The organism is Pedobacter africanus, from assembly GCF_040548825.1.
In the GTDB taxonomy this organism is placed as follows: domain Bacteria; phylum Bacteroidota; class Bacteroidia; order Sphingobacteriales; family Sphingobacteriaceae; genus Pedobacter; species Pedobacter africanus_A.
This window is the reverse complement of sequence record NZ_JBEPSL010000007.1, coordinates 123,124-143,792: the sequence shown is the minus strand read 5'-3', so window position 1 is coordinate 143,792 and position 20,669 is coordinate 123,124. Positions and strand designations below refer to the sequence as shown.

The window sequence follows — 20,669 nt, the reverse complement described above, 5'->3', positions numbered from 1 at the left end:
CAGGTAGATTTGTTTTTTTTGATTGTATTTTTATCCCCTTAATGAATTGACCTGCCCGATGAAAACATTTGCACTTAAAAAACGCTGGCTCATTGCCGGTGTATTCTGGTTATTGCTGGGACTTACGTTCTGGTCGCAGGTGGTGCGCGACTATCCACATTTGCCAACACTTTATACCGTTTGCCTCATTATACTGAGCTCCATGGTTTGTGCCCATTTGCTTAGCGATGTATTGCTTCCAAGGGCTATAGCAAACGGCGGTATGCGTTTTTTTGCCATTAGTTTTATCGTTATAACGTTGTTTATGGCATTTATTCTTGCTGGCGGTACGGTGGGGCTTTACTGGTTTTTTGTGCATGGCTCTGTTTACGATAGTGCTGCATTGATGAGGGATAACGGCATATTCTGGGTTAAACTGACGGGCACACTTCCACTGGCTATCCTGATTAACGGCGCTGCCTGCGGCCTGACTTTTTACCGTGAACATGAGAAAATTGAAAAGAACCATGCATTGCTGCAGCAGGCACACCTGGAATCGCAGCTGCGCTTGCTGCAGGATCAGATCAACCCGCACCTGATGTTCAATGTGTTGAACCATATCCATATCCTGATGCAAAAAAATGTAAGCCTGGCTGGCACCTTGCTGATCAAATTTTCTGACATCCTGAGATATCAGTTATACGAATGCAATAGCGAATCTGTAGGACTTGAACGTGAGGTTAAATACCTGAAAGATCTGGTAGACATTGAAAAAATACGCTGGGGCGACGAGTTGCAGGTAGATTGCTGCTGGAACATTAATGATGGACGCGCGCAAATAGCCCCGCTTTTGCTGGTGCCTTTTGTAGAAAATGCATTTAAGCATGTGGCCCGCCTTCCTTCAAAAAAAGGTTTTGTAAACCTGAATTTACAGCAGCTCGGGCAGGAACTGGTTTTTGTGATAGAAAATTCCAGCTCTGCGCAGCAACCCAGAAAGCATAACAATCATGGCCTGGGGTTAGAGAATGTGAGAAAAAGGCTGGAACTGTTATACCCCGATTCACACGAGTTGAACATAGAGAAAACAATGGAATTGTTTAGTGTAAAACTGAACATAGCGTTACCTGTTAAAACATCTGCATTATGAGCTTGAACCTTTCAAAAATCGGGAATGATAGCCCGTTACAATGTCTTATTGTTGACGACGAGCCCCTGGCCAGGGAAGGGATTATTGATTTTTGTGCGCAGCTTGATTTTTTGCAGGTGGCCGGCGCATGCGGTACTGCATTGGAAGCCGCAGATTACATTCAAAAGGGGAATATTGACCTGATGTTCCTGGACATCAATATGCCATACCTTTCGGGACTTGAATTTTTGGAATCTATGGAACATGCACCGCTTACCATTTTGACCACAGCCTATTCTGAGCACGCATTGGAGGGCTACCGCCTGCAAATTGTAGATTATTTGCTGAAGCCCATTGCTTTTAAACGTTTTTACCAGGCAGCTTTAAAAGCCAGGCAACTTCACCTGGCCACAGCAAGCGTTAAATTACCACAGCCGGTTGATACCTTTTTATACATCAGACAGGGAGATGGTTTTAAAAAGATTTCCTGGGTAGACATTCTGTTCATTGAGGGGATGCAGAATTATGCCAAGCTATATTTTAAAGACAGGGAGCTGGTTATCCATCAAACGATGATCTCATTGGAAGCATCCTTGCCGGCCGATAACTTTTTCAGGATCCATAAGTCGTACCTGATCAATATTGCGCATATCGATTCAGTTTCAGGGGGAAGGGTTTTTATCAATGGAAATGAACTTCCCATATCCAGAAACCGCAGAGAAGAACTGCTAAAGGAAGTGGTATATACCAAGCTGCTTAGCCGTTAAGCAGCCTGGTAAATAATGCTTTATTTTTTACTGAAGTCCCATTTAAGGCCAACAGATCCGTAAAAAGTAGTGGTGAACCTTGGATCGGCTTCTTCCTTGAATTTAAAGAAGTCTTTTAGTTTTCTGCTGGTGGTAGAAAACGACCTGGCCAGGGTTGTTCCGCCGGTGAGTTGAAAGCTTAATGATTTGCCCAGTTTAAATTCAGGACGTAAACCTGCAATGATCTGCTGATAGCCCAGTAAAAACGACCTGTTGTTTACGTTTCTTTCGGCAGTCATACCACTTAGTTCCACCACTGTATTTAACGAGACCGAAGGTGTCATTTGCATGCCAAATGTTATGCCTTCCGGAAAATTGACACGCAGCTGGTACCTGCCAGGGGTAACCCAGTTAAAATAAAGTCCGGGAAGTACCATGGGTACACCAAAAGTATTGGTTACAACGGGCCCAAAGCCAAAAGCTATCCTGGGGTTAAAGTGTTTGATAAATAAAACCCCGCCCTGCGCCAGGATGTCATCCTTATTGATCTGTTCCATATCTGTAAATACCCCTGCAGAGGCCATTGCCAGTATAGACCAGGTTTTACCCAACGGGCGCATGTGTACCAGCCCAATTTGGGCGTTCAGCATTTTTGTTGGAAATAACGTTTCCTCATAATTTCTATTGGTCATTTTTGCATAGGAACCTTCGGCGGTAAGGGCCCACATTTTTGGCCTGCCGGTTGTATCCACTTTAAAGGAAAGGGGAAGGTTAAAGGCCAGTTGCATACGTTTAAAATCGCTGGTAGATCCTGTTTTAACGCTGTCTACCGGCCTTACATAGTTGGAAAAAGGTACGTATTCTGTTTTAAGGCTACCCGAAAAACCTGTTTGTGCCCGTGTTGTGATGCCCAATCCTAGCCCCACCAGGAGCAGGTAATAATTCAAAGTCTTCATATGTTATCGCTGTGATTTGTAAATCTTCGCGAAGAAAGGATGAAGCCGGCTTTTAAATAAAATTAATTGACCAGTTGCAGGGAAGTTTTGACCAAAGGCATCTTTATTTTTTTTATTTTCTGTTATGGCCAGGTAGCCCTTTTGCAGAAGATGTTAGCATTTTATTAATGTTGTATTAAATTATTGTGTTGATGCTGTTGAAAGCGGCATTTTTAGGTTGTTCTTTTTGTTCATTTTCGGTGTTTCTGGTGGTTTGAAGGGCTTTAGTAGTAATTTCGCCGGTACTTAAGCGTAGGATTATTGCTTTTAATTGTGTTTTTGTAGAATGTTGTGAAATTTTCTTCTTTAAAACATATGAATTTATTGGTATAGAGCTATTTCGAATAAGTTTATAGCGTTTTCTGTATAAAAGTCCTGCTTCTGTTGATGTTGTTTTGCCAATTTGCTGCAACATCTGAAAGTTGAACCCTAAATCATCCCTCAATAACATGAAAACCCCTGTAATTATTGGAATTACGCCATTTGAACAGCCGGATGTAAATCTGGCGCTCAGTTTAGCGGATGCAAAAGCTTTTTCTGTGCTTCATCTTGGAAGAGATAAAGCCGCTGCCGAGCTTGCGCTTGCGCATTTGGCACAAATATGCCCGGACGAATTTGGTGTTTGCCTGAATTCCGAAGGTTTAAAGGACATTGTTCTTCCTGAAAAGGTAGCAATTGTGATTGTCCCTTATGGTTTAAAATTTAAACGGACCAATGCGGTAAAACTATTTTACCAGGTTCACAATATAGACGAGGCCTTAAAGGCCAGTGCCGAAGCTGCAGATGGCATTATTGTAAAAGGTAATGAGGCTGCCGGAAAAGTGGCCTACGAATCTGCTTACGTATTGTTTCAGCGTGTGATAAAAGCGCTTCCGGATGCCGATATATATGTGCAGGGCGGAATAGGCAGCCACACTGCAGCCGCATTAACGGCATTGGGTGCCAAAGGGATTGTGCTGGATAGCCAGCTGGTACTGTTCCCCGAATGTACCGCGCCAAAAAACCTGAAGCAGGTATGTGAAAAACTAAATGGCAATGAAACCAGGCTTTTTAATAATTACAGGTTGCTGGTGCGCCCAAATTCACCAATGCTATCGGATGACCCCGGGTTTGAAGAGCTGGAAAAATATCTTGGGGGACTGAACCTGGAACAACATTACCTGCCTATGGGGCAGGATATTGCAATTGCTTCCGATCTGCACAACCGCTATAAGAAATTAGATCAGCTTATTTTTGGCCTTCAGGAAGCCATGTATGGTCATTTGAAACAGGCCAAAGCATTAAATGTGATCAGTACCGGAAATCCCCTGGCCAAGGACCTGGGCATCACCTATCCGATTGCGCAGGGACCCATGACCAGGGTAAGTGATGTGGCCCCTTTTGCAGATGCAGTGGCCGGGGCCGGGGCGCTCCCTTTTATTGCCCTGTCGCTTTTAAAAGGAGCGCCTGCAAAACAGCTGATCAGTGAAACAAAAAAACTCGCTGCAGGAAAGACCTGGGGCATAGGCATACTGGGTTTTGCACCACAGGAGCTGCGCGATGAACAGCTGGAGTACATTAAGACGGCAATGCCGCCGGTGGTTTTGATTGCAGGCGGACGACCCTCACAGGCCCGGCCTCTTGAAAAACTGGGCATAAAAACCTTTTTGCATGTGCCTTCAGTAGCCCTGCTGGATATGTTTTTGAAAGAGGGTGCAAAACGGTTTGTATTTGAAGGCCGGGAATGCGGCGGGCATGTAGGTCCATTGTCGAGCATGGTACTTTGGGAAAAGCAGATTGAACGTTTGCTGGCAGAAGATCATCCTGAACAGATCAGCGTGTTTTTTGCCGGCGGTATCCACGATGCACTTTCATCGGCATTTATTGCCGTAATGGCTGCTCCGCTGGCTGCAAAGGGTGTAAAAGTAGGGGTGCTGATGGGGACTGCCTATCTGTATACCAGCGAAGCTGTGCATACAGGGGCTATACAGCACACTTTCCAGGAGCAGGCCAGGCTTGCTGAAGATACCATATTGCTTGAAACAGCACCCGGGCATGAAACCCGCTGCCTGGACTCGGCCTTTGCCGGCTTTTTTAATGAGGAAAAGCAAAGGCTCGGGAAAGCGGGTGTTGACAAGAAAGAGATCTGGGCGAGACTGGAAAGCCTGAACGTGGGCCGCTTACGGATTGCTGCCAAAGGAATTGAACGCAGAGGTGCCGAACTGGTGAGCGTTGATGCGCAGGAACAACTGCAACTGGGGATGTACATGATTGGACAGGTTGCCGCAATGCGCAATGAAATTGTACCAATTGCTGCCCTGCACCAGGATGTGGCCGAAGGAAATTACAAGCATGTGCTGGATGCCGTTTTGCCGCAGCAGCCACGGGCGACCAAAAAGTCACTTAACGTGGCTATAGTAGGTATGGCCTGTATTTTTCCGGGGGCAAAGAACCTGGAAGAATACTGGCGTAACATCATATTGGGTAAAGATGCAGTAACTGAAGTGCCAGATGAGCGCTGGAACAAGGATTTGTATTACAATCCGGATTCAACGGCTGCAGATATGTCACATTCAAAATGGGGCGGCTTTATCCCTGCTATAGATTTTGATCCGCTGGAATATGGTATTCCTCCGCAATCGCTTGCTGCAATAGAGCCCACACAGCTGTTGAGTTTAATGGTTGCTAAACAGGCGCTTGAAAATGCCGGTCATGCCGATGGAAGCTTTAATGCTGAAAATGTATCGGTTATTATTGGTGCCGAGGGCGGGAATGACCTGGCCAACAGTTACAGTTTCAGGGGCTTTTATAAGCAGGTATTTGGTGAGATGCCTGCCGAACTGGATGCGGCATTGCCAAAAACAACCGAAGATTCATTTCCGGGGATACTGGCAAATGTGATTTCGGGCAGGATCACCAATAGGCTGAACCTTGGGGGAAGAAACTTTACAGTGGATGCTGCATGCGCATCTTCGCTGGCAGCGATTGACCTGGCCTGCCAGGAACTGTTTCTTGAAAAATCGGATATGGTGCTTGCCGGTGGTGCCGATCTGCACAATGGCATCAACGATTACCTGATGTTTTCGAGTACCCATGCCTTGTCGCGCAAGGGACGATGTGCCACTTTTGATGCTGAAGCTGATGGCATAGCCCTGGGCGAAGGTGTTGCAATGGTGGTATTGAAAAGGCATGAAGATGCGTTAAGGGATGGCGACAGGATTTATGCGCTGATACAAGGCATAGGCGGATCCAGTGATGGCAAAAGTCTGGGGCTTACCGCACCGCGCAAATCCGGGCAGCAGAAGGCGCTGGAGCGGGCTTACAACCAGGCCGGTATATCGCCTGCAGCGCTTGGCTTGGTAGAAGCGCACGGTACGGGTACAGTGGTGGGCGACCGCACAGAGCTGAGCGCGTTAACGGACATGCTGAGCCAGGCAGGTGCCACTACCGGTCAGACGCACCTGGGCTCAGTAAAAACACAGATAGGGCATACCAAATGTGCAGCCGGACTGGCCGGCCTCATCAAGGCAAGCCTGGCGGTTTACCATGGTGTAAAGCCCCCAACCATTAATTTAAAAAATCCAAACAGTTATTATAACCCCCAAACCAGCCCCTTTGCCTTTCATACAGAGGCGGCTTTGTGGATGGAGGAAAAACGTTATGCCGGTGTGAGTGCATTTGGCTTCGGCGGCACAAATTTTCATGCGGTAATAGAAAGTCCGGCTACAAGGGAAGAGCAAGGTGCTGTTTTAAAATCATGGCCTTCAGAACTTTTTGTTTTCAGAGGTAATGATTATGAAGAGGCAAAACAACGGCTGTTGAATGTGAAAAGCCTGGTAGACGATAACGATCAGATTAGCCTGAAGGACATTGCTTTCAGCCTTGCTACAGAGAACGACAAACCGGTTCAACTGAGCATTGTGGCCGACAGGGCAGAAGACCTGATCATGAAAATTGACCTGGCGCTATCTGGAGTAGAAAGCAAAGACACTTACATCACCAAAAAAAGAGAGGGTAAAGTGGCCTTCATGTTTCCCGGACAAGGCAGTCAGCGCATCAATATGGCCCGTGACCTTTTTGTGGTTTTTCCTGAAATGCGCAGGCTATTGAAAATCCATAAGGATTATGAGCAGGTGCTCTTTCCAGATGCGGTATTTAATGAAGCCCTAATGAAAGCGCAGAAAGAACGGATTAAAGATACCAGGATGGCGCAGCCGCTTTTGGGCATCGTAGACCTGGCCCTGGCCAATTTTCTGAAAGATCTGGGTATTGAACCCGATATGGTTGCAGGACACAGTTACGGTGAACTGCCTGCTTTATGTTTTGCGGGAGCTTATGATGAAGAGCAGCTGGTTTACCTGAGCGAACAACGGGCAAAGGCCATTCTGGATGCAGTTGATGTAGATGATGCAGGGGCTATGCTAGCGGTAAATTGCGGAGAAGAGGAACTGCTCGGCAGAATTAAAGGCATGGAGGATATCTACGCCGTGAACTTTAATTCCCCATCGCAACTGGTACTTGCAGGAACTACCCCTGCAATTGAAAAGCTGAGTGAAGCGCTGAAAACCGACAGGATCTCATTCAGGCGGCTGGAAGTGGCCTGTGCATTTCACAGCCCGCTGCTCGCACGGTCTAAAGACCTGTATACCCAGGTGCTGGAAGGTGTTGTATTCAATGACCTGCAGCTGCCGGTCTGGTCTAACACTACTGCTGCCTTATACCCAGAAAAAGCAAAAGGCATCAAAGAACGACTTGCCGATCACCTGGTAAAACCGGTTAGGTTTGCTGAGCAGCTAACGCAAATGTATGCGGATGGCGCCAGGATCTTTATAGAAGTTGGCCCGGGTAAAGTTTTAACCGCGTTAACCAAAGCCTGCCTGGGTAAAGACGAACTGCTGTTGTATGCCGAGGATAGCGGACAAAACAAGATCACACATTTGTTGTGTACCATTGCCGCTTATATGGCAACCGGCCGCAATGTTAAAATAGAAAAACTTTTTGAAGACCGGAATGCAGTGTTTCTGAACCTGGATGAGCCAGGAAAATACAGAAAGAGTGCCACAACATGGATCATCGACGGTCAGCATGCTGTACCACTAAGCGGCAAGCTTCCGGCTTACGGTGCAACGCCCATTATAACCCCAATTAAAATGAAGGAAAAAGAAATCAGAACAGAAATTATAAATACCCCGGCAAATGCTGCTGAACAGATGATGCAGGAATACCTGAGCAGCATGAAAATGATGATCCAGGCACAGCGTGATGTGATGCTGCAGTTCCTTGGACAACAATCGGGAAACCCGCCTGCTGATCAGCAGCAGTTCATTCAGCCCTTAGCTGCGCCGCAACCGGTAGTTGTGCAGCAGCCGGTGGTTCAGCAAAGCCCGGAGATGCCTGCCCCGGTCCGGCAACTGCCAGAAGTTGCGGAAAAACCTGCTCCGGTACAGACCGATGTAAAGGCATTGCTGATGCAGATTGTAAGTGACAAAACAGGCTATCCTAAGGAAATGCTGGGCATGGAAATGGATCTGGAGGCCGATCTGAGCATCGATTCGATTAAGCGTATGGAAATTATTGGGGCCTTACGCAGCGAACTGGGCGGATTCATCAGTACGGATAAAAGTGAAGACAGCTTTATGGAAGAACTGGCAGGAATTAAAACATTGAACGGTCTTGTGAGCTGGATCAATGATAATGCTGCTGAAAAGACTGCCACAGCGAATGAAGGACTATCAAGACTTCGTTTTGAACTGAGCCCCTCAGCGCGTACCGGTACCGGACAAGTTACGCTGAAAGGTTTACGTTTTGCCATTACCGATGATAAAGGCCAGCAGGCAGTGGCGATAAGGGATCAATTGATGGCTCAGGGCGCGCAGGCAGATATTGTAGCGGTAAGCGACAACCTGAACGGCTACCAGGGATTGGTAATCCTGAACATGTTCAATGCGCCTGATAAGGTAAACATCATTGATTACATCGCTATGATCAAGGGACTTGATTTTGAGCAAATGAACTGGGTGTACCTGATCTCAGATACGAAAGGGCATATGGACGATGCAGCTGATGTACGCCTGTTGCGCAACTTTCAGGGCTATTCAGGCCTGTTCAAAAGCCTGGATAAAGAATATGAAAATACAAAATGCAGGCTGATTAGCCTGACCTCCAAACTTTCGGCAGATGATGTGGCTGCGATTGCCGTAAATGAGCTTTTGAACCCTGACGAACCATCGGAGGTAATCTACAACGACGGTAACAGGCAAGTTTTTGAACTTGTATCTTCCCGCCTGGCTGCCGGTTTACAGGAATCAGACATCAAACTCGAAAAAGAGGCAGTTGTGCTGGTACTTGGCGGGGCGCAGGGCATCACAGCCAAGCTGGTGGGGCACCTGGCGATGGAGTACCCTTGCAGGTACATCCTGGTAGGCCGCTCTGCTGATCCGAGATTGACCGGGCTGGAACAGTTTTTTTCAATGCAGACTAAAGAAGAGATCAGGGCTGAACTGGTTAGGCTGGCCGAACTTAAGAAACCTGCAGAAATAGAACAGGAAACACTGAGGGTCTTTAAAAATAACCAGGTTATGGAAACCATAACAGCCTTGGAAGCCACCGGATCAACTGTAGATTATGTATCGCTGGATTTAAGGAATGAAACTGCCTTAAAAGCACTGATAGGCAGTATCTATAAACAATACAACCGTTTGGATGGTGTAATTCATGGTGCCGGACTGCTGGAAGATAAGCTGTTCCGCAGCAAGACCCTGGATTCCTTTAAAAGGGTGTTCGATACCAAGGTGAACCCTTTGCGGGTACTGGCCGAAGAACTGAGGCCTGATACACAGTTTGTCACTTTCTTTTCCAGCATCGCTTCTGTATACGGCAACCGCGGGCAAACCGATTACGCTGCCGCAAATAGCGTGATGGACCGTTACGCCTGGGCGCTGAAAGAAAAAATAAAAGGAAAGGTAATGGCCATAAACTGGGGCCCCTGGAAGGGGGCAGGTATGGTTTCGGCTACACTCGAAAAAGAATATGAGCGCAGGGGAATAGAGCTGATCCCGCTGGAAGAGGGAATGGAGACTTTTGTAAATGAATTGAAATACGGAAACGAAAGCCAGGTACTGATCATGGCAGGAACAAACTGGTAGGTCTGTAAAATGAAAAGAACAGATATAGCCATTGTAGGAATGTCCTGCATCTTTCCGGGTGCAGCAGATGTAGATACCTTCTGGCAGAACATCGTTAACAAAGTAGATGCGACAACCGAAGTGCCTGCCGATAGGATTGACCCTGTTCATTTTGAGAACGGCGGCACCGGGGTAGATCGTTTTTATTGCAACAGGGGCGGTTTTATACCTGATTTTGATTTCGATGCCCCGGCTTTTGGTATCCTCCCCCTGTCGGTTGAAGGAACCGAACCCGACCACCTGCTTACACTGGGCCTGGTAAAGCAGGCACTGGAAGATGCGGGAGTATTTGAGAAGGGACTTTCACTCGATAAAACGGGAATTATAATTGGCAAAGGCAATTATGCAGGGCCCGGTGCTACTCGTGCAATTGAAGTGGTAAGGACCGGAGAGCAGATTGCCAGGGTACTCAAAGACCTGATGCCATACCTGGCGGATGCGGAGATTGAAAAAGTTAAACAGGAATACCAGGCACGCAAAGGACGCTTTAGTGCAGACACGGCAATGGGGCTTATACCCAACCTGGTGGCTTCATTAGTGGCCAACAGGTTAAACCTGGGCGGTGCAGCTTATACGCTTGATGCGGCATGTGCAAGTTCGCTGATCGCAGTAGACCAGGCGGTGCAGGAGCTGCAAAGCATGCGTTGTGATATGGTGATTGCAGGCGGTGTGCATGTAGGGCAGAATGCTGCTTTCTGGAGTATATTTGCCCAGCTTGGGGCTTTATCCAAAAAAGGGAAAATAAGTCCCTTTAATGAAGATGCCGACGGTTTATTGATAGCCGAAGGCTGCGGCTTTGTGGTGTTGAAACGCCTGGAAGAAGCCGTAGCTGCCGGAGATAAGATCTATGCGGTACTGAAAGGCGTGGGCCTGAGCAGCGATGGCAGCGGCACAAGTGTGATGAGCCCATCGGTAAAAGGCCAGCTTAAGGCCATTGCGCAGGCCTGGGAAAGATCGGGGCTGGAACCGGCAAACATTGGTTATATTGAAGCACATGGCACAGGTACTGCGCTTGGGGATAAAACGGAACTGGAAACTTTAAGCCAGTTTTTCGGATATGGTGCCGACTTGCCCAAAGCTGGGTTAGGTACAGTAAAGTCGAACATCGGCCATGCCATGCCGGCTTCGGGGATAGCGGGTTTAATTAAAACTGCCCTGGCTTTACATCACGGTATTTTACCACCTACGCTGCACTGCCAGAATCCGGTAGCGCAAATGAAAAATACCCGTTTCGAAGCAGTGCAGGAAGCGCAGGACTGGCAGCATACGGGCTTGCCTAAAATTGCCGGGGTAAATGCTTTTGGCTTTGGCGGAATAAATGCACATGTGGTGCTGGAAGCCTATACCGGTGCAGGCCCTAAAACTGAAATTAAAAAGGACGAGGTACTTTTGCTGGCCAGGCCCAGTCATGCCGCGCTGATGACCGCTTTGGAAACACAAGACTGGGAACAGGGCGAAGGCCCGTACCGCATTGCAGTATTTGAGCCCAGCACTGAGCGGATCAATAAAGCCCTGAAAATCGTCGCCAAAAACAAACCCTGGAGAAACAAGCAGGACATCTGGTATAATAATGAACCCTTACTGACCAGCGGAGGCAAGGTGGCTTTTGTTTTTCCGGGAATGGACGGTTTGGGTGGAGCCGGGGCTATGGAAAGCATGGAGCACATGGCTTCCTATTTTAACATTTCAACCAGCAGCGAAAAGCAAACTGAGGGTTTGCTGAATGATGCGCTTAAAATAATGTACAAGAGCAATGTGCTGGATACTGCCCTCAAACAATTGGGCGTATTGCCCGATATGAATGCCGGACATAGCTTAGGGGAATGGCTGGCGGCCAGGTCGGCCGGACTTACAGAAGAATCCTCTGTTTTACAGCTGCTGAATTACCTGAACCCGGATACCTTCGAACTCAAAGATTCAAGGTTCATTGCAGTGGGCTGCGGACTGGATATCCTTAAGCCGCTGATGGAAGGTATTCAAGACCTGTACCTGTCTAACGACAATTGTCCGCAACAGGTTATTCTCTGCGGTACAAATGCAGCGCTGGACAGGCTTGTGCCCCTGTTGAAATCAAAGCAGATTTTTCACCAGGTGTTGCCATTCCAGTCGGGCTTTCATTCGCCTTTTATCGCAGATAAACTGGATGCGATGCTGGAAGGGATGAAGGGCATGCAGTTTAAAAAAACAAAAATTCCTTTATGGTCGGCCACCACTTTGGAACACTACCCTGAAGGCTTTGAAGCCATCAGGGAACTGAGTGTAGCCCATCTGTTGCAGCCGGTGCGTTTCAGGGAACTTACCCAGCAGCTTTATGCCGAAGGCGCCAGGGTGTTCATCCAGGTTGGATCGGGCGGCCTGATCGGTTTTATTGACGATACACTGCGGGGGAGAAACATCAGTACCATATCGGCTAATGTACCCCTACGTTCCGGTATAGCCCAGCTGCAGCGGGTGATGGCAGCTTTATTTGCCGAAGGCAGGGTTGTGGGAGACAGGCTTATGGACTGCAATCCAAAAAAGAAAGCTGCCAGGGGCATCCGGCTTGAACTGGGCTCAGCCCTGATCAGCAATATGCCGGGCCTGAAGGCTTTGGCCCTGCGGCAGCCGGAAACGAAGAAACAGGTTATAGCTGACGCTGTGCATCCGCTCATGAAGGCTTTTAACGAGAATGTGGAAGAAATGGCAGCGCTACAGAACGAACTGCTGCAGTTATTCCAGGACCGGTTGACAGCACCTGTGCAAACCCAGGCAGCAGCTGCCAATGTGATCTCCAGGCGTGTACCTTTTTCGAAAAAACTGGATATCAGTTTAGAAAACTGCCCCTATCTGATCGACCATTCTTTATTGAGGCAGCCAAAAGGCTGGCCAGATGTGGAAGATATGGACCCTGTAATTCCCATGACGATGATCTTCGAACTGTTTGCAGAGACTGCAGCTGAGCAGTCGCCCACAGAACTCGTGCAAAAGATCATGAACATTAAGGTTTTTCAGTGGATGAATGTGGCAAAGCCTTTCCGGGAAACCATTGAAGGCAGCTGGAAAAACCAGCAGCTGGCCTATCTTGATCTGGACCGCTTTGCCAATGCCGAGGTGTTGCTGGGCAAACAATATGCGCAGGAACCCTTAAAACAATTTGATCTGGGGAAAGCCCTTGACATCAGCAAAAGCCGCGAACAGATCTATGAATCGCATATGTTCCACGGGCCAGGCTATCAGGGGATAAAGGAAATTACGCATATAGGCGAAAATGGCATCAGCGGAACAATAACAGGAGACGCTGGTAAAGGTTCATTGCTGGACAATGCAGGGCAGTTGTTTGGCTTGTGGCTGCAGCTAACACTGGCCAAAGAGCGGATCGCCTTTCCTGTAAAAATACAGGAGATTGAATTTTATGGCGATTTTAAAGACCAGCAGGGAAATTTTGAATGCAGTTGCCAGCTAACGGAACTTACAGATGAATTTGCAACTGCCGATTTTATCTTAAAACGTGAAGGAAAGGTATGGGCTGCCATTACCGGCTGGCAAAACAGACGCCTGGAAATTGACGGCCCGCTATGGCGGATCTCTATGTCGCCTTTAAACAACCGTTTATCAGAAGAGGTAGCCCCCGGCGTTTTTATGTTCCACAATGCTTACAACAGGGTGGTCTCCTGGGACTTTATCCTGAAAAGATATTTTAACCGGCAGGAAAAGGCCCACCACCTTAGCCTGATGCCAAATAAGCGAAAAGAATGGCTCATTAGCAGGGTTGCGGTAAAGGATGCAGTAAGAAATTTATTGAACAGAACAAAAAATCAGGCCTGTTTCCCCATCGAGTTTGAACTGAAATCTGACGAGCTGGGCAGGCCTTACCCGGAAGGTCAGATCACCAACGGCATATATGTTTCACTGGCGCACAAAGGCACAGATGCCGTGGGTATAGCGCAATACGACAAACCGGTGGGGATTGACATCGAACGTATTGAGGCCAGAAGCGAAGGTTTCTGTGAGCTGGTATTTTCGGAGGCTGAAAGAACTTTGCTGGCCGGTAAAGCGCAAGATGAATGGGCAACCCGCTTTTGGGTAGCCAAAGAGGCTTACGGCAAGTACCTGGGCAAGGGCCTGCAGGGCAATCCTAAAGCTTATGTGGTAAGCGCTGTGCAGGGCGAAGAATTAAACATCAGCGGAATTTGGATAAAAACAATTAAACACAAAAATTATATCATAGGATGGACACAATAACACTGGTTAAGCAATTTATTACCGAAGTAATAGGAGAAGAATTTGTTGAAGAAATGGACATTAGCCTGGAAAGTTCTTTTACCAAAGACCTTGAAATGGACAGCATAGAGATCGTCTCGTTCTCTGAAAAGATCAAAGCACATTTTGGGGAAGATATAGATTTTACCGGCTGGCTGTCGGGCATGGACCTTGATCAGCTGATCAATCTGAAGCTTGGGGATATTGTGAATTATATTGAAGAATGCCAGTCATTGAAGTAAAAAACAGGGGCGTCCACATTCAGGAGCTGAACCGGGCTGCAAAGGAAACGGTATTGCTTGTTCATGGCATGTTCAGCAATCTTTCTGTGTACTATTTTAACATAGCGGGGATTTTAGCAGAGCAGTTTCATGTGCTGATGTATGATCTGAAGAGCCATGGCCTGAGTGAAAGGACACCGGAAGGTTATGATCTGGACAGCATGACCGATGATCTGCTGGCCTTAATGGAAAGCAGGGGCCTGCAACGGGTGCACCTGGCGGGTTACAGTTTCGGTGGGCTGATTGCCTTAAAGATGGCCGTACGTTTTCCCGGCCGGGTAAAGAAACTGGTGGTCATGGAAGCGCCTAACCCTAAAGACGACAGAACCAGGAATGTTATTGACGAATACAGCAGAGAGTTTCTGGAACACTATGTAGAGAACTTTGCAGATACCACCAGATTGAGAATGGGGAAGCGGCAGATGGAGCGTAACCACCGGATGTACGAATACCTGTTTCAGAAAACCAGCATTAAAAAAGACATGTTGCAGGAAAGGGATTTTTTTGATTACGGCACAATAGAAAAGCTGGGCCATCAAACCCTGCTGCTGTATGGAAAGCATTCCAACTGCCTGGAAGCTGGCCGGCAACTCAAAGAAAAAATAAAAAATGCTGCGTTGCTGACACTGGATGGGGACCATAACATCCCGATACAGCAGCCTGTAGCAGTAGGAGAACTGATAGACGCATTTTTAAAGGAATAGGCTTATGGCAAGATTTGTATTTACGGTACCGCCTTTAACGGGTCATGTGAACCCTACACTAAGTATCGGTGCCGAGCTGCTGAGGCTGGGGCATGAAGTGGCCTGGATCAGTCTGGATCCTGATCTGGCAGAAAAGCTTCCGGAAGGAGGGAAATTGCTGCTGATCCGTTATACGAAACACGACCGGCAGAAGCAGGATGGGGCACAATACCTGGATGCGATCACAAAAAAAATCGTGTACGGAATAGACAGCCTTAAGTTTTTATACGAAGAAGTCCTGATCCCTTTAAACCGGTATTGTTATGAAGGGATTGTGGAACTTCTGGAAGGATACGCGCCAGATGTGCTGATCAACGATCATCAGCTGTTTGCGGGGGCCATCGCCGCCATCCATAAAAATATCCCCTATGTAACTTCTGTAACCGCACCCGCGGCCATTAAGGTGATGGAAGAACTTCCTAAAATTCATGAATGGGAGGTAAACCAGATCGTAGGATTGCAAAAGGAACTGGGCATTGCGGGCGAAAATTCAGTAGCCTGTTCGGGGCTGCTCACCCTGGTGCTGACTTCAAAAGCATTTTTTGGGGAGATGGCCCTGCCGGAACATTACCGCTTTGTTGGGCCGGTAATTTATAAAAGAAAAAATACAAGCATTTTTGACTGGCATCGCTTACAAACAACAACACAGCCAAAGCTGCTGGTAAGTATAGGAACTACCTTTGACCATGCGCATAAGACAAGTTTTTTTGCCCGGGTAATTGCTGCGCTGGGCAATGAGCCCCTAACGGTACTGGTGGTTTCTGATCCGGAACTGTTTGAGGAATGGCCCGCCAATTTTATAGTACAGCGCAATGTCCCACAACTGGAACTGCTGCCACATCTGGATGCCGTGGTTTGTCATGGCGGCCACAACACGGTATGCGAAACGCTGAGTTTCGGACTGCCCCTGGTGGTGATCCCTATTGCTTACGACCAATCGCACGTAGCGGGCCGGGTAGCCAGGGTTGGCGCCGGTTTGCGGCTCAACTTTAACCGCTTTAAGGCTGCACACCTGCAGGAAGCCGTAAGAGAAATACTGGGTAAGCCCGATTACCGCAACGCCGCGCTGCAAATAAAGGCCTCATTTGAAGAGGCCGGCGGAACTACTGCTGCAGCCGATTTATTAATTAAAACAGAAATTTATGTCTAAGTTCTTATTTGTGGTACCCCCGTTCTTCGGGCACATCAGTCCGACTTTGAGCATTGGCGCCAGCCTCATCGCCAAAGGCCACCAGGTACACTGGTTTGGTGTGGTGCCCTTAAGTGATGCCCATATACCCGAAGGTGGAAAATACATTTATCCGGAGGCCGGTTTACTACAACACCAGGAAGCTTTACAGCAATTGTTAAAGCGCCAGGATGATGGTCCGGCATGCTCGGGCCCGGAAGTGATGAAATTGGCCCTCGAGGAAACCTACGTGCCTATTGCCCGCATGATGATGGAACCCTTGTCAAAAGTTGCCGATGAATGGAAGCCTGACGTGATCGTAAACGATTGCATTACTTTTGCCGGTGCTTTATGCGCCCACATCAAAGGGATACCCTGCGTAACCACTACACCCGTACCGCCTGATGTGATGGGCGATACCGCCAATAACGCACCAAAGGTGTTTGAATGGCAGGAGCGGCTGATCAAGGGGCTTCAAAATGAATTTGGCGTTTATGGGGATGAAATCCATATCCATTCACGTAAAATGAATTTGGTATTCACCTCGGCAGAATTTGCCGGGCTTAAAGACCCCATGCCACATATGCACTTTGTTGGCCCGGTAAAGGGCAGGCCAAATCCTGTGGCTTTCGACTGGGAGCGCCTGGAAAAGGCCACTACACCTAAGCTATTTGTATCGCTGGGTACCTTACTGGTAGACATCAGGGCTGCCTTTTTTCAAAAGCTCATAGCTGCTTTTGCCGATGCCCCGGTAACCATAGTGGCTGCCACCAACCCGGATATTTTTGAAAGCTGGCCCGATAATTTTATCGTAAGTGGTTTTGTTCCCCAGGCAGAGCTGATGCCAAAAATGGATGCGGTGATTTGCCATGGCGGCTTTAATACTGTAAACGATACTTTTATGAATGGGCTGCCGATGCTGATCACACCTATTGCCTACGATCATTTCCATACCGCAAAACTGATTGAGGATGCGGGCTGCGGCATCAAGATCCGCTACAAACGACTGCGGGTGGCCGACCTCAAAAATGCTGTATTTGAACTGCTGGAAAATCCGGCATACCGCATGGCCGCCGAAAAGATAAAAGAAACGTTTATTGCCGCCGGAGGAAACGACAGAGCCCTGCAATTGCTGGAGGCGTTTGCGCAAACCGAGGCGGCAGTGATAACCATTGATGAACTGCCATGAAAAACGCAAAGAGAAAACTGTTATTTGCAGAAAGAATGCTTCATGGAGACGGCCGTACACCTTTTAACGCGGTAATACCTTTCCGGATTAAGGGAAACATAGCTCCGGAAAATCTGGAAGGGGCATTGCGGAAACTGCAGCACAAACACCCCTTGCTGAATGCATTTGTAGAAAAGGATGCGGCAGCTATGCCCTGGTTTGTGCTGACAGATCCTGCAAGTCTGGAAATTCCGGTACATGTAATCAAACGGACATCAGAGGAGGACTGGAAAACCATTTCTGAAAAGCAATGGGCTATCCCTTTTGATACGGCCACAGGTCCCCTGGTGCGGGTAATCTGGGTAAAGGGAGAGGTGTATTCGGAGCTGATCCTGGTAATCCACCATTGCCTTTGCGACGGAGGATCGGCGATGGCCATTTTAACCGCTCTGCTCGAACTGACAGACAATCCGGATGCAGCTTTTGCTGTAGAAGAACCAATTATGGATGCCAGCGACATCATCCCGCAGGAAATTCTGAAGAGCAAAAGAAAAAGAGCCAAAGCAAAGCTGATCGGTGGCCTGGCCAGTTTTGTATTGTGGATGATCCCGCTGAAAAAAAAGCTGGTTGAACGAAAACGGGATTACATGATCCACTGGAAGGTAGAAAAAGAACTGAGCGATCCGCTTATTGCCAGGTGTAAGGCTGAAGGGGTTACCGTAAATACAGCCTTGTGTACCGCCTTGCTGCTGGCGTTCAAAGCCGTAAGAAAAGAGAATTTTCACAATAAGGTATCCTGCCCGGTAGACATCCGCAGGTTTGCGCCCGGGATAAAGAAGGATAACATTTTTGCTTTTGGTTTGATGTTCGTGGTGTCGCTGGGTAAAATGCCTGGCTTTTTTGACTGTGCGCGGGAAATGCAGAATGCCATAGACCGGAAAACTGCCAGTCTGAACGCCTACGACACCATTATGATGATGGAAGCCTCACATCCGGCCCTGAATAACTTTACCAGGTTCCTGAAGTACGGAAAGTCTGGCAACGATTGTATGTTTTCTAACCTGGGCCGGATCAATATCCCCCATGTATACCGTTCGTTTACTTTGGATACCCTATTCAGCCCTTCTGTAATAGGGCCTTTGGGCAATACCACCACCATGGTTACTTCAACCTACCGCGGCCAGATGGATTTTACTTTTATTGCCAGTGAGGGTTTTATTCCCTATGAAGAAGCGCAGGCAATCAAAAACCAGATGATGGCCATCTTAACACAACAGGTATGAAAAGAAGAATGATAGTAGGGGAAAGGATCATGTATGTGGATGCTTTGACCCCGCTCAATTGTGTTTTTGCAGTTAAGATCTGCGGAAGTTTCAGTAGGGAAGCGCTGCATAAAGCTTTGTTTAAGCTGCAGCAGAAACACCCTTTGCTTCGCAGCAGCATTAAAACGTATGGCAATGGTGTACCCTACTTTGTAAGCAGCAACCGGATAAACGAAATTCCGGTAAGGGTGCAGGAACGTATGGGCGATGAAGACTGGCAGGAGCAATCCAGGCTGGAATGGGAGCGGCTTTTTGATGGGGAAAATATGCCTTTGGCCAGGGTAGTCTGGTTGAAGGGAACAGCCGTGTCGGAACTGCTGCTGGTTTGTCCGCATTGCGTTTGCGACGGGACAACATTTGTAACGCTGATGAGGGAGTTGCTGATGCTGCTGGATCAGCCCGGACTGGAACTGGATAGCTACCAGACCTTTGGTTCTATTGAAAGCCTGCTTGCCCCCACATTTTCGCGCAGTACCGGAAAGGTTTTTAAAGCAAAGTTTTTTGCCATGCTGGCCAGGCTGTTCTTTTTGTTAAAATCGACCAGAAGGGAGCAACCTGTAGGGAAGACCTACATGCTGCACTGGAAGCTGAACGCTGATGACACCGGCGCCCTTACTGCTGCGTGCCGCACGGCCGGTGCAACAGTTCATGCCGCGCTATGTGTGGCATTTCTGGACGCTTTTAAACAGGTGAGGGGAGCAAAAGCCCATGGCAAAGTCATCTGCCCGGTCGACGTCCGGAAATTTGTGCCCGAGATCAAAGCCGATCATATGTTTGCATTTGCCCCAATAGCAGAACTTTCCCTTAACCCAAAAATGGGCGGAGATTTGTGGACAAAGGCCAGGAGGTTAAAAGATGACCTCGTAAAAAAAGTAGCAGAAATGAAGGTTCATGAACTGCTGGTGATGAGCGAATATTTTCATGCTTCGGTAAGCCGGATGGTAAGGTTCCTCCGGTCAACCGATGGTACGCATGATGTAACCCTGTCTAACATGGGCAGGCTACCCATACCCGGCGGTTATAGTTCTTTTGAAGTGGAAACCATATACAGTCCCACTGTTGGCTTTCCATGGAGAAATGCGAATACCCTGGTGGTGAGTACCTTTAAAGATGAAATGGATTTTACGTTTTTCTCCAATGATGCTTTTTTAGCTGAGGAGGAGGCCAGGGCAATAAAAGAAGCTGCAATGGTGATATTGTTGAAAGAGCTGGAGCCGAGTTATGTTTAAAACAGGGAGTAAAGCTTTTCAGCTGCTGGTTAAGCGGAACCTGCTGTTTTACCTGTTTACCAATGTCTTTTTTAACACTGTTGTTCCTTACTTCAGTTTCAAAAATACAGCTACTGTTTATTTGTTTGAGGGTGAATATTGTTTTGCCAGGTTCCTGCTGCCCATGGCCTTATTGCTGCCCTTTATCATTACCTTCGATATCCTTAAAAAAACAAGTGTGCTTTATGCATCGGGCAGGGCCGGACCGGCATTGCCGGAAAAAGTTACCAGGTACCCGTTTATGTTCAAGGCCGCTGGTGTCAATGGTGGTTTTACCCTGGCAGCTTCATTGATGGTCATGCTGGTTCTGCATTTTAACTTGCCTGAAGGTTACGGTTTTAACGGTACTTCGCTGGCTGTTTTCCTGGGTTGTTTTGCCGGGCTCCTGTCTGTTGTTTTTACGGGCGCGGCGCTCCTGGCCCTGCGAAAAGCGGGAGCTTTCGGTCAGGTTCCTGCCCAATAGATTTTGTA

General features: G+C 47.8%; 13 protein-coding genes. 11 read left to right on the top strand and 2 right to left on the bottom strand.

What is annotated here, in order from left to right:
• Positions 1-58 precede the first annotated feature (58 nt).
• Positions 59-1,126, top strand: coding sequence for a sensor histidine kinase (locus tag ABIE26_RS26100; RefSeq protein WP_310146860.1), 1,068 nt, complete (start codon positions 59-61; stop codon positions 1,124-1,126).
• Positions 1,123-1,872 carry a LytR/AlgR family response regulator transcription factor gene (locus tag ABIE26_RS26095; RefSeq protein ID WP_310146862.1) on the top strand — a complete coding sequence of 250 codons (750 nt, stop codon included), beginning with the start codon at positions 1,123-1,125 and terminating at the stop codon, positions 1,870-1,872. The genes ABIE26_RS26100 and ABIE26_RS26095 overlap by 4 nt, the downstream gene beginning before the upstream one ends.
• A 20-nt stretch (positions 1,873-1,892) precedes the next feature.
• Here ABIE26_RS26095 and ABIE26_RS26090 read toward each other — a convergent pair whose 3' ends face one another.
• On the bottom strand, positions 1,893-2,807 hold the full coding sequence (locus ABIE26_RS26090; RefSeq protein ID WP_310146864.1) for a DUF6268 family outer membrane beta-barrel protein: 915 nt from the start codon (positions 2,805-2,807) through the stop codon (positions 1,893-1,895).
• Between the two features lie 175 nt (positions 2,808-2,982).
• On the bottom strand, positions 2,983-3,297 hold the full coding sequence (locus ABIE26_RS26085; protein WP_310146865.1) for a hypothetical protein: 315 nt from the start codon (positions 3,295-3,297) through the stop codon (positions 2,983-2,985).
• On the opposite strand from ABIE26_RS26085, the gene ABIE26_RS26080 reads away from it, so the two are divergent.
• From ABIE26_RS26080 to ABIE26_RS26040, 9 genes are read left to right on the top strand one after another with little or no spacing between them, the layout of a single operon-like run.
• The gene (locus ABIE26_RS26080; protein WP_310146867.1) at positions 3,296-9,970 is read left to right on the top strand and encodes an SDR family NAD(P)-dependent oxidoreductase; all 6,675 of its coding nucleotides are present in this window, start codon (positions 3,296-3,298) and stop codon (positions 9,968-9,970) included. The two genes, ABIE26_RS26085 and ABIE26_RS26080, sit on opposite strands and share 2 nt — an antisense overlap.
• A gap of 9 nt (positions 9,971-9,979) precedes the next feature.
• Positions 9,980-14,230: a beta-ketoacyl synthase N-terminal-like domain-containing protein gene (locus tag ABIE26_RS26075; RefSeq protein ID WP_310146869.1), complete on the top strand. Its 4,251-nt coding sequence runs from the start codon at positions 9,980-9,982 to the stop codon at positions 14,228-14,230.
• On the top strand, positions 14,218-14,490 hold the full coding sequence (locus tag ABIE26_RS26070) for an acyl carrier protein (protein WP_310146871.1): 273 nt from the start codon (positions 14,218-14,220) through the stop codon (positions 14,488-14,490). The genes ABIE26_RS26075 and ABIE26_RS26070 overlap by 13 nt, the downstream gene beginning before the upstream one ends.
• On the top strand, positions 14,472-15,233 hold the full coding sequence (locus ABIE26_RS26065) for an alpha/beta fold hydrolase (RefSeq protein WP_310146873.1): 762 nt from the start codon (positions 14,472-14,474) through the stop codon (positions 15,231-15,233). Before ABIE26_RS26070 ends, ABIE26_RS26065 begins: the two co-directional genes overlap by 19 nt.
• A 4-nt stretch (positions 15,234-15,237) precedes the next feature.
• Complete coding sequence (locus ABIE26_RS26060) at positions 15,238-16,422, top strand: glycosyltransferase (protein WP_310146874.1); 1,185 nt, start codon at positions 15,238-15,240, stop codon at positions 16,420-16,422.
• Positions 16,415-17,629: a glycosyltransferase gene (locus ABIE26_RS26055; RefSeq protein WP_310146876.1), complete on the top strand. Its 1,215-nt coding sequence runs from the start codon at positions 16,415-16,417 to the stop codon at positions 17,627-17,629. Before ABIE26_RS26060 ends, ABIE26_RS26055 begins: the two co-directional genes overlap by 8 nt.
• A complete protein-coding gene (locus tag ABIE26_RS26050; RefSeq protein WP_310146878.1) occupies positions 17,626-18,891 on the top strand; it encodes a condensation domain-containing protein in 1,266 nt (421 codons plus the stop codon). The genes ABIE26_RS26055 and ABIE26_RS26050 overlap by 4 nt, the downstream gene beginning before the upstream one ends.
• The gene (locus ABIE26_RS26045; RefSeq protein WP_310146880.1) at positions 18,888-20,159 is read left to right on the top strand and encodes a phthiocerol/phthiodiolone dimycocerosyl transferase family protein; all 1,272 of its coding nucleotides are present in this window, start codon (positions 18,888-18,890) and stop codon (positions 20,157-20,159) included. The genes ABIE26_RS26050 and ABIE26_RS26045 overlap by 4 nt, the downstream gene beginning before the upstream one ends.
• Positions 20,152-20,661, top strand: coding sequence for a hypothetical protein (locus ABIE26_RS26040; protein WP_310146883.1), 510 nt, complete (start codon positions 20,152-20,154; stop codon positions 20,659-20,661). The genes ABIE26_RS26045 and ABIE26_RS26040 overlap by 8 nt, the downstream gene beginning before the upstream one ends.
• Positions 20,662-20,669 lie beyond the last annotated feature (8 nt).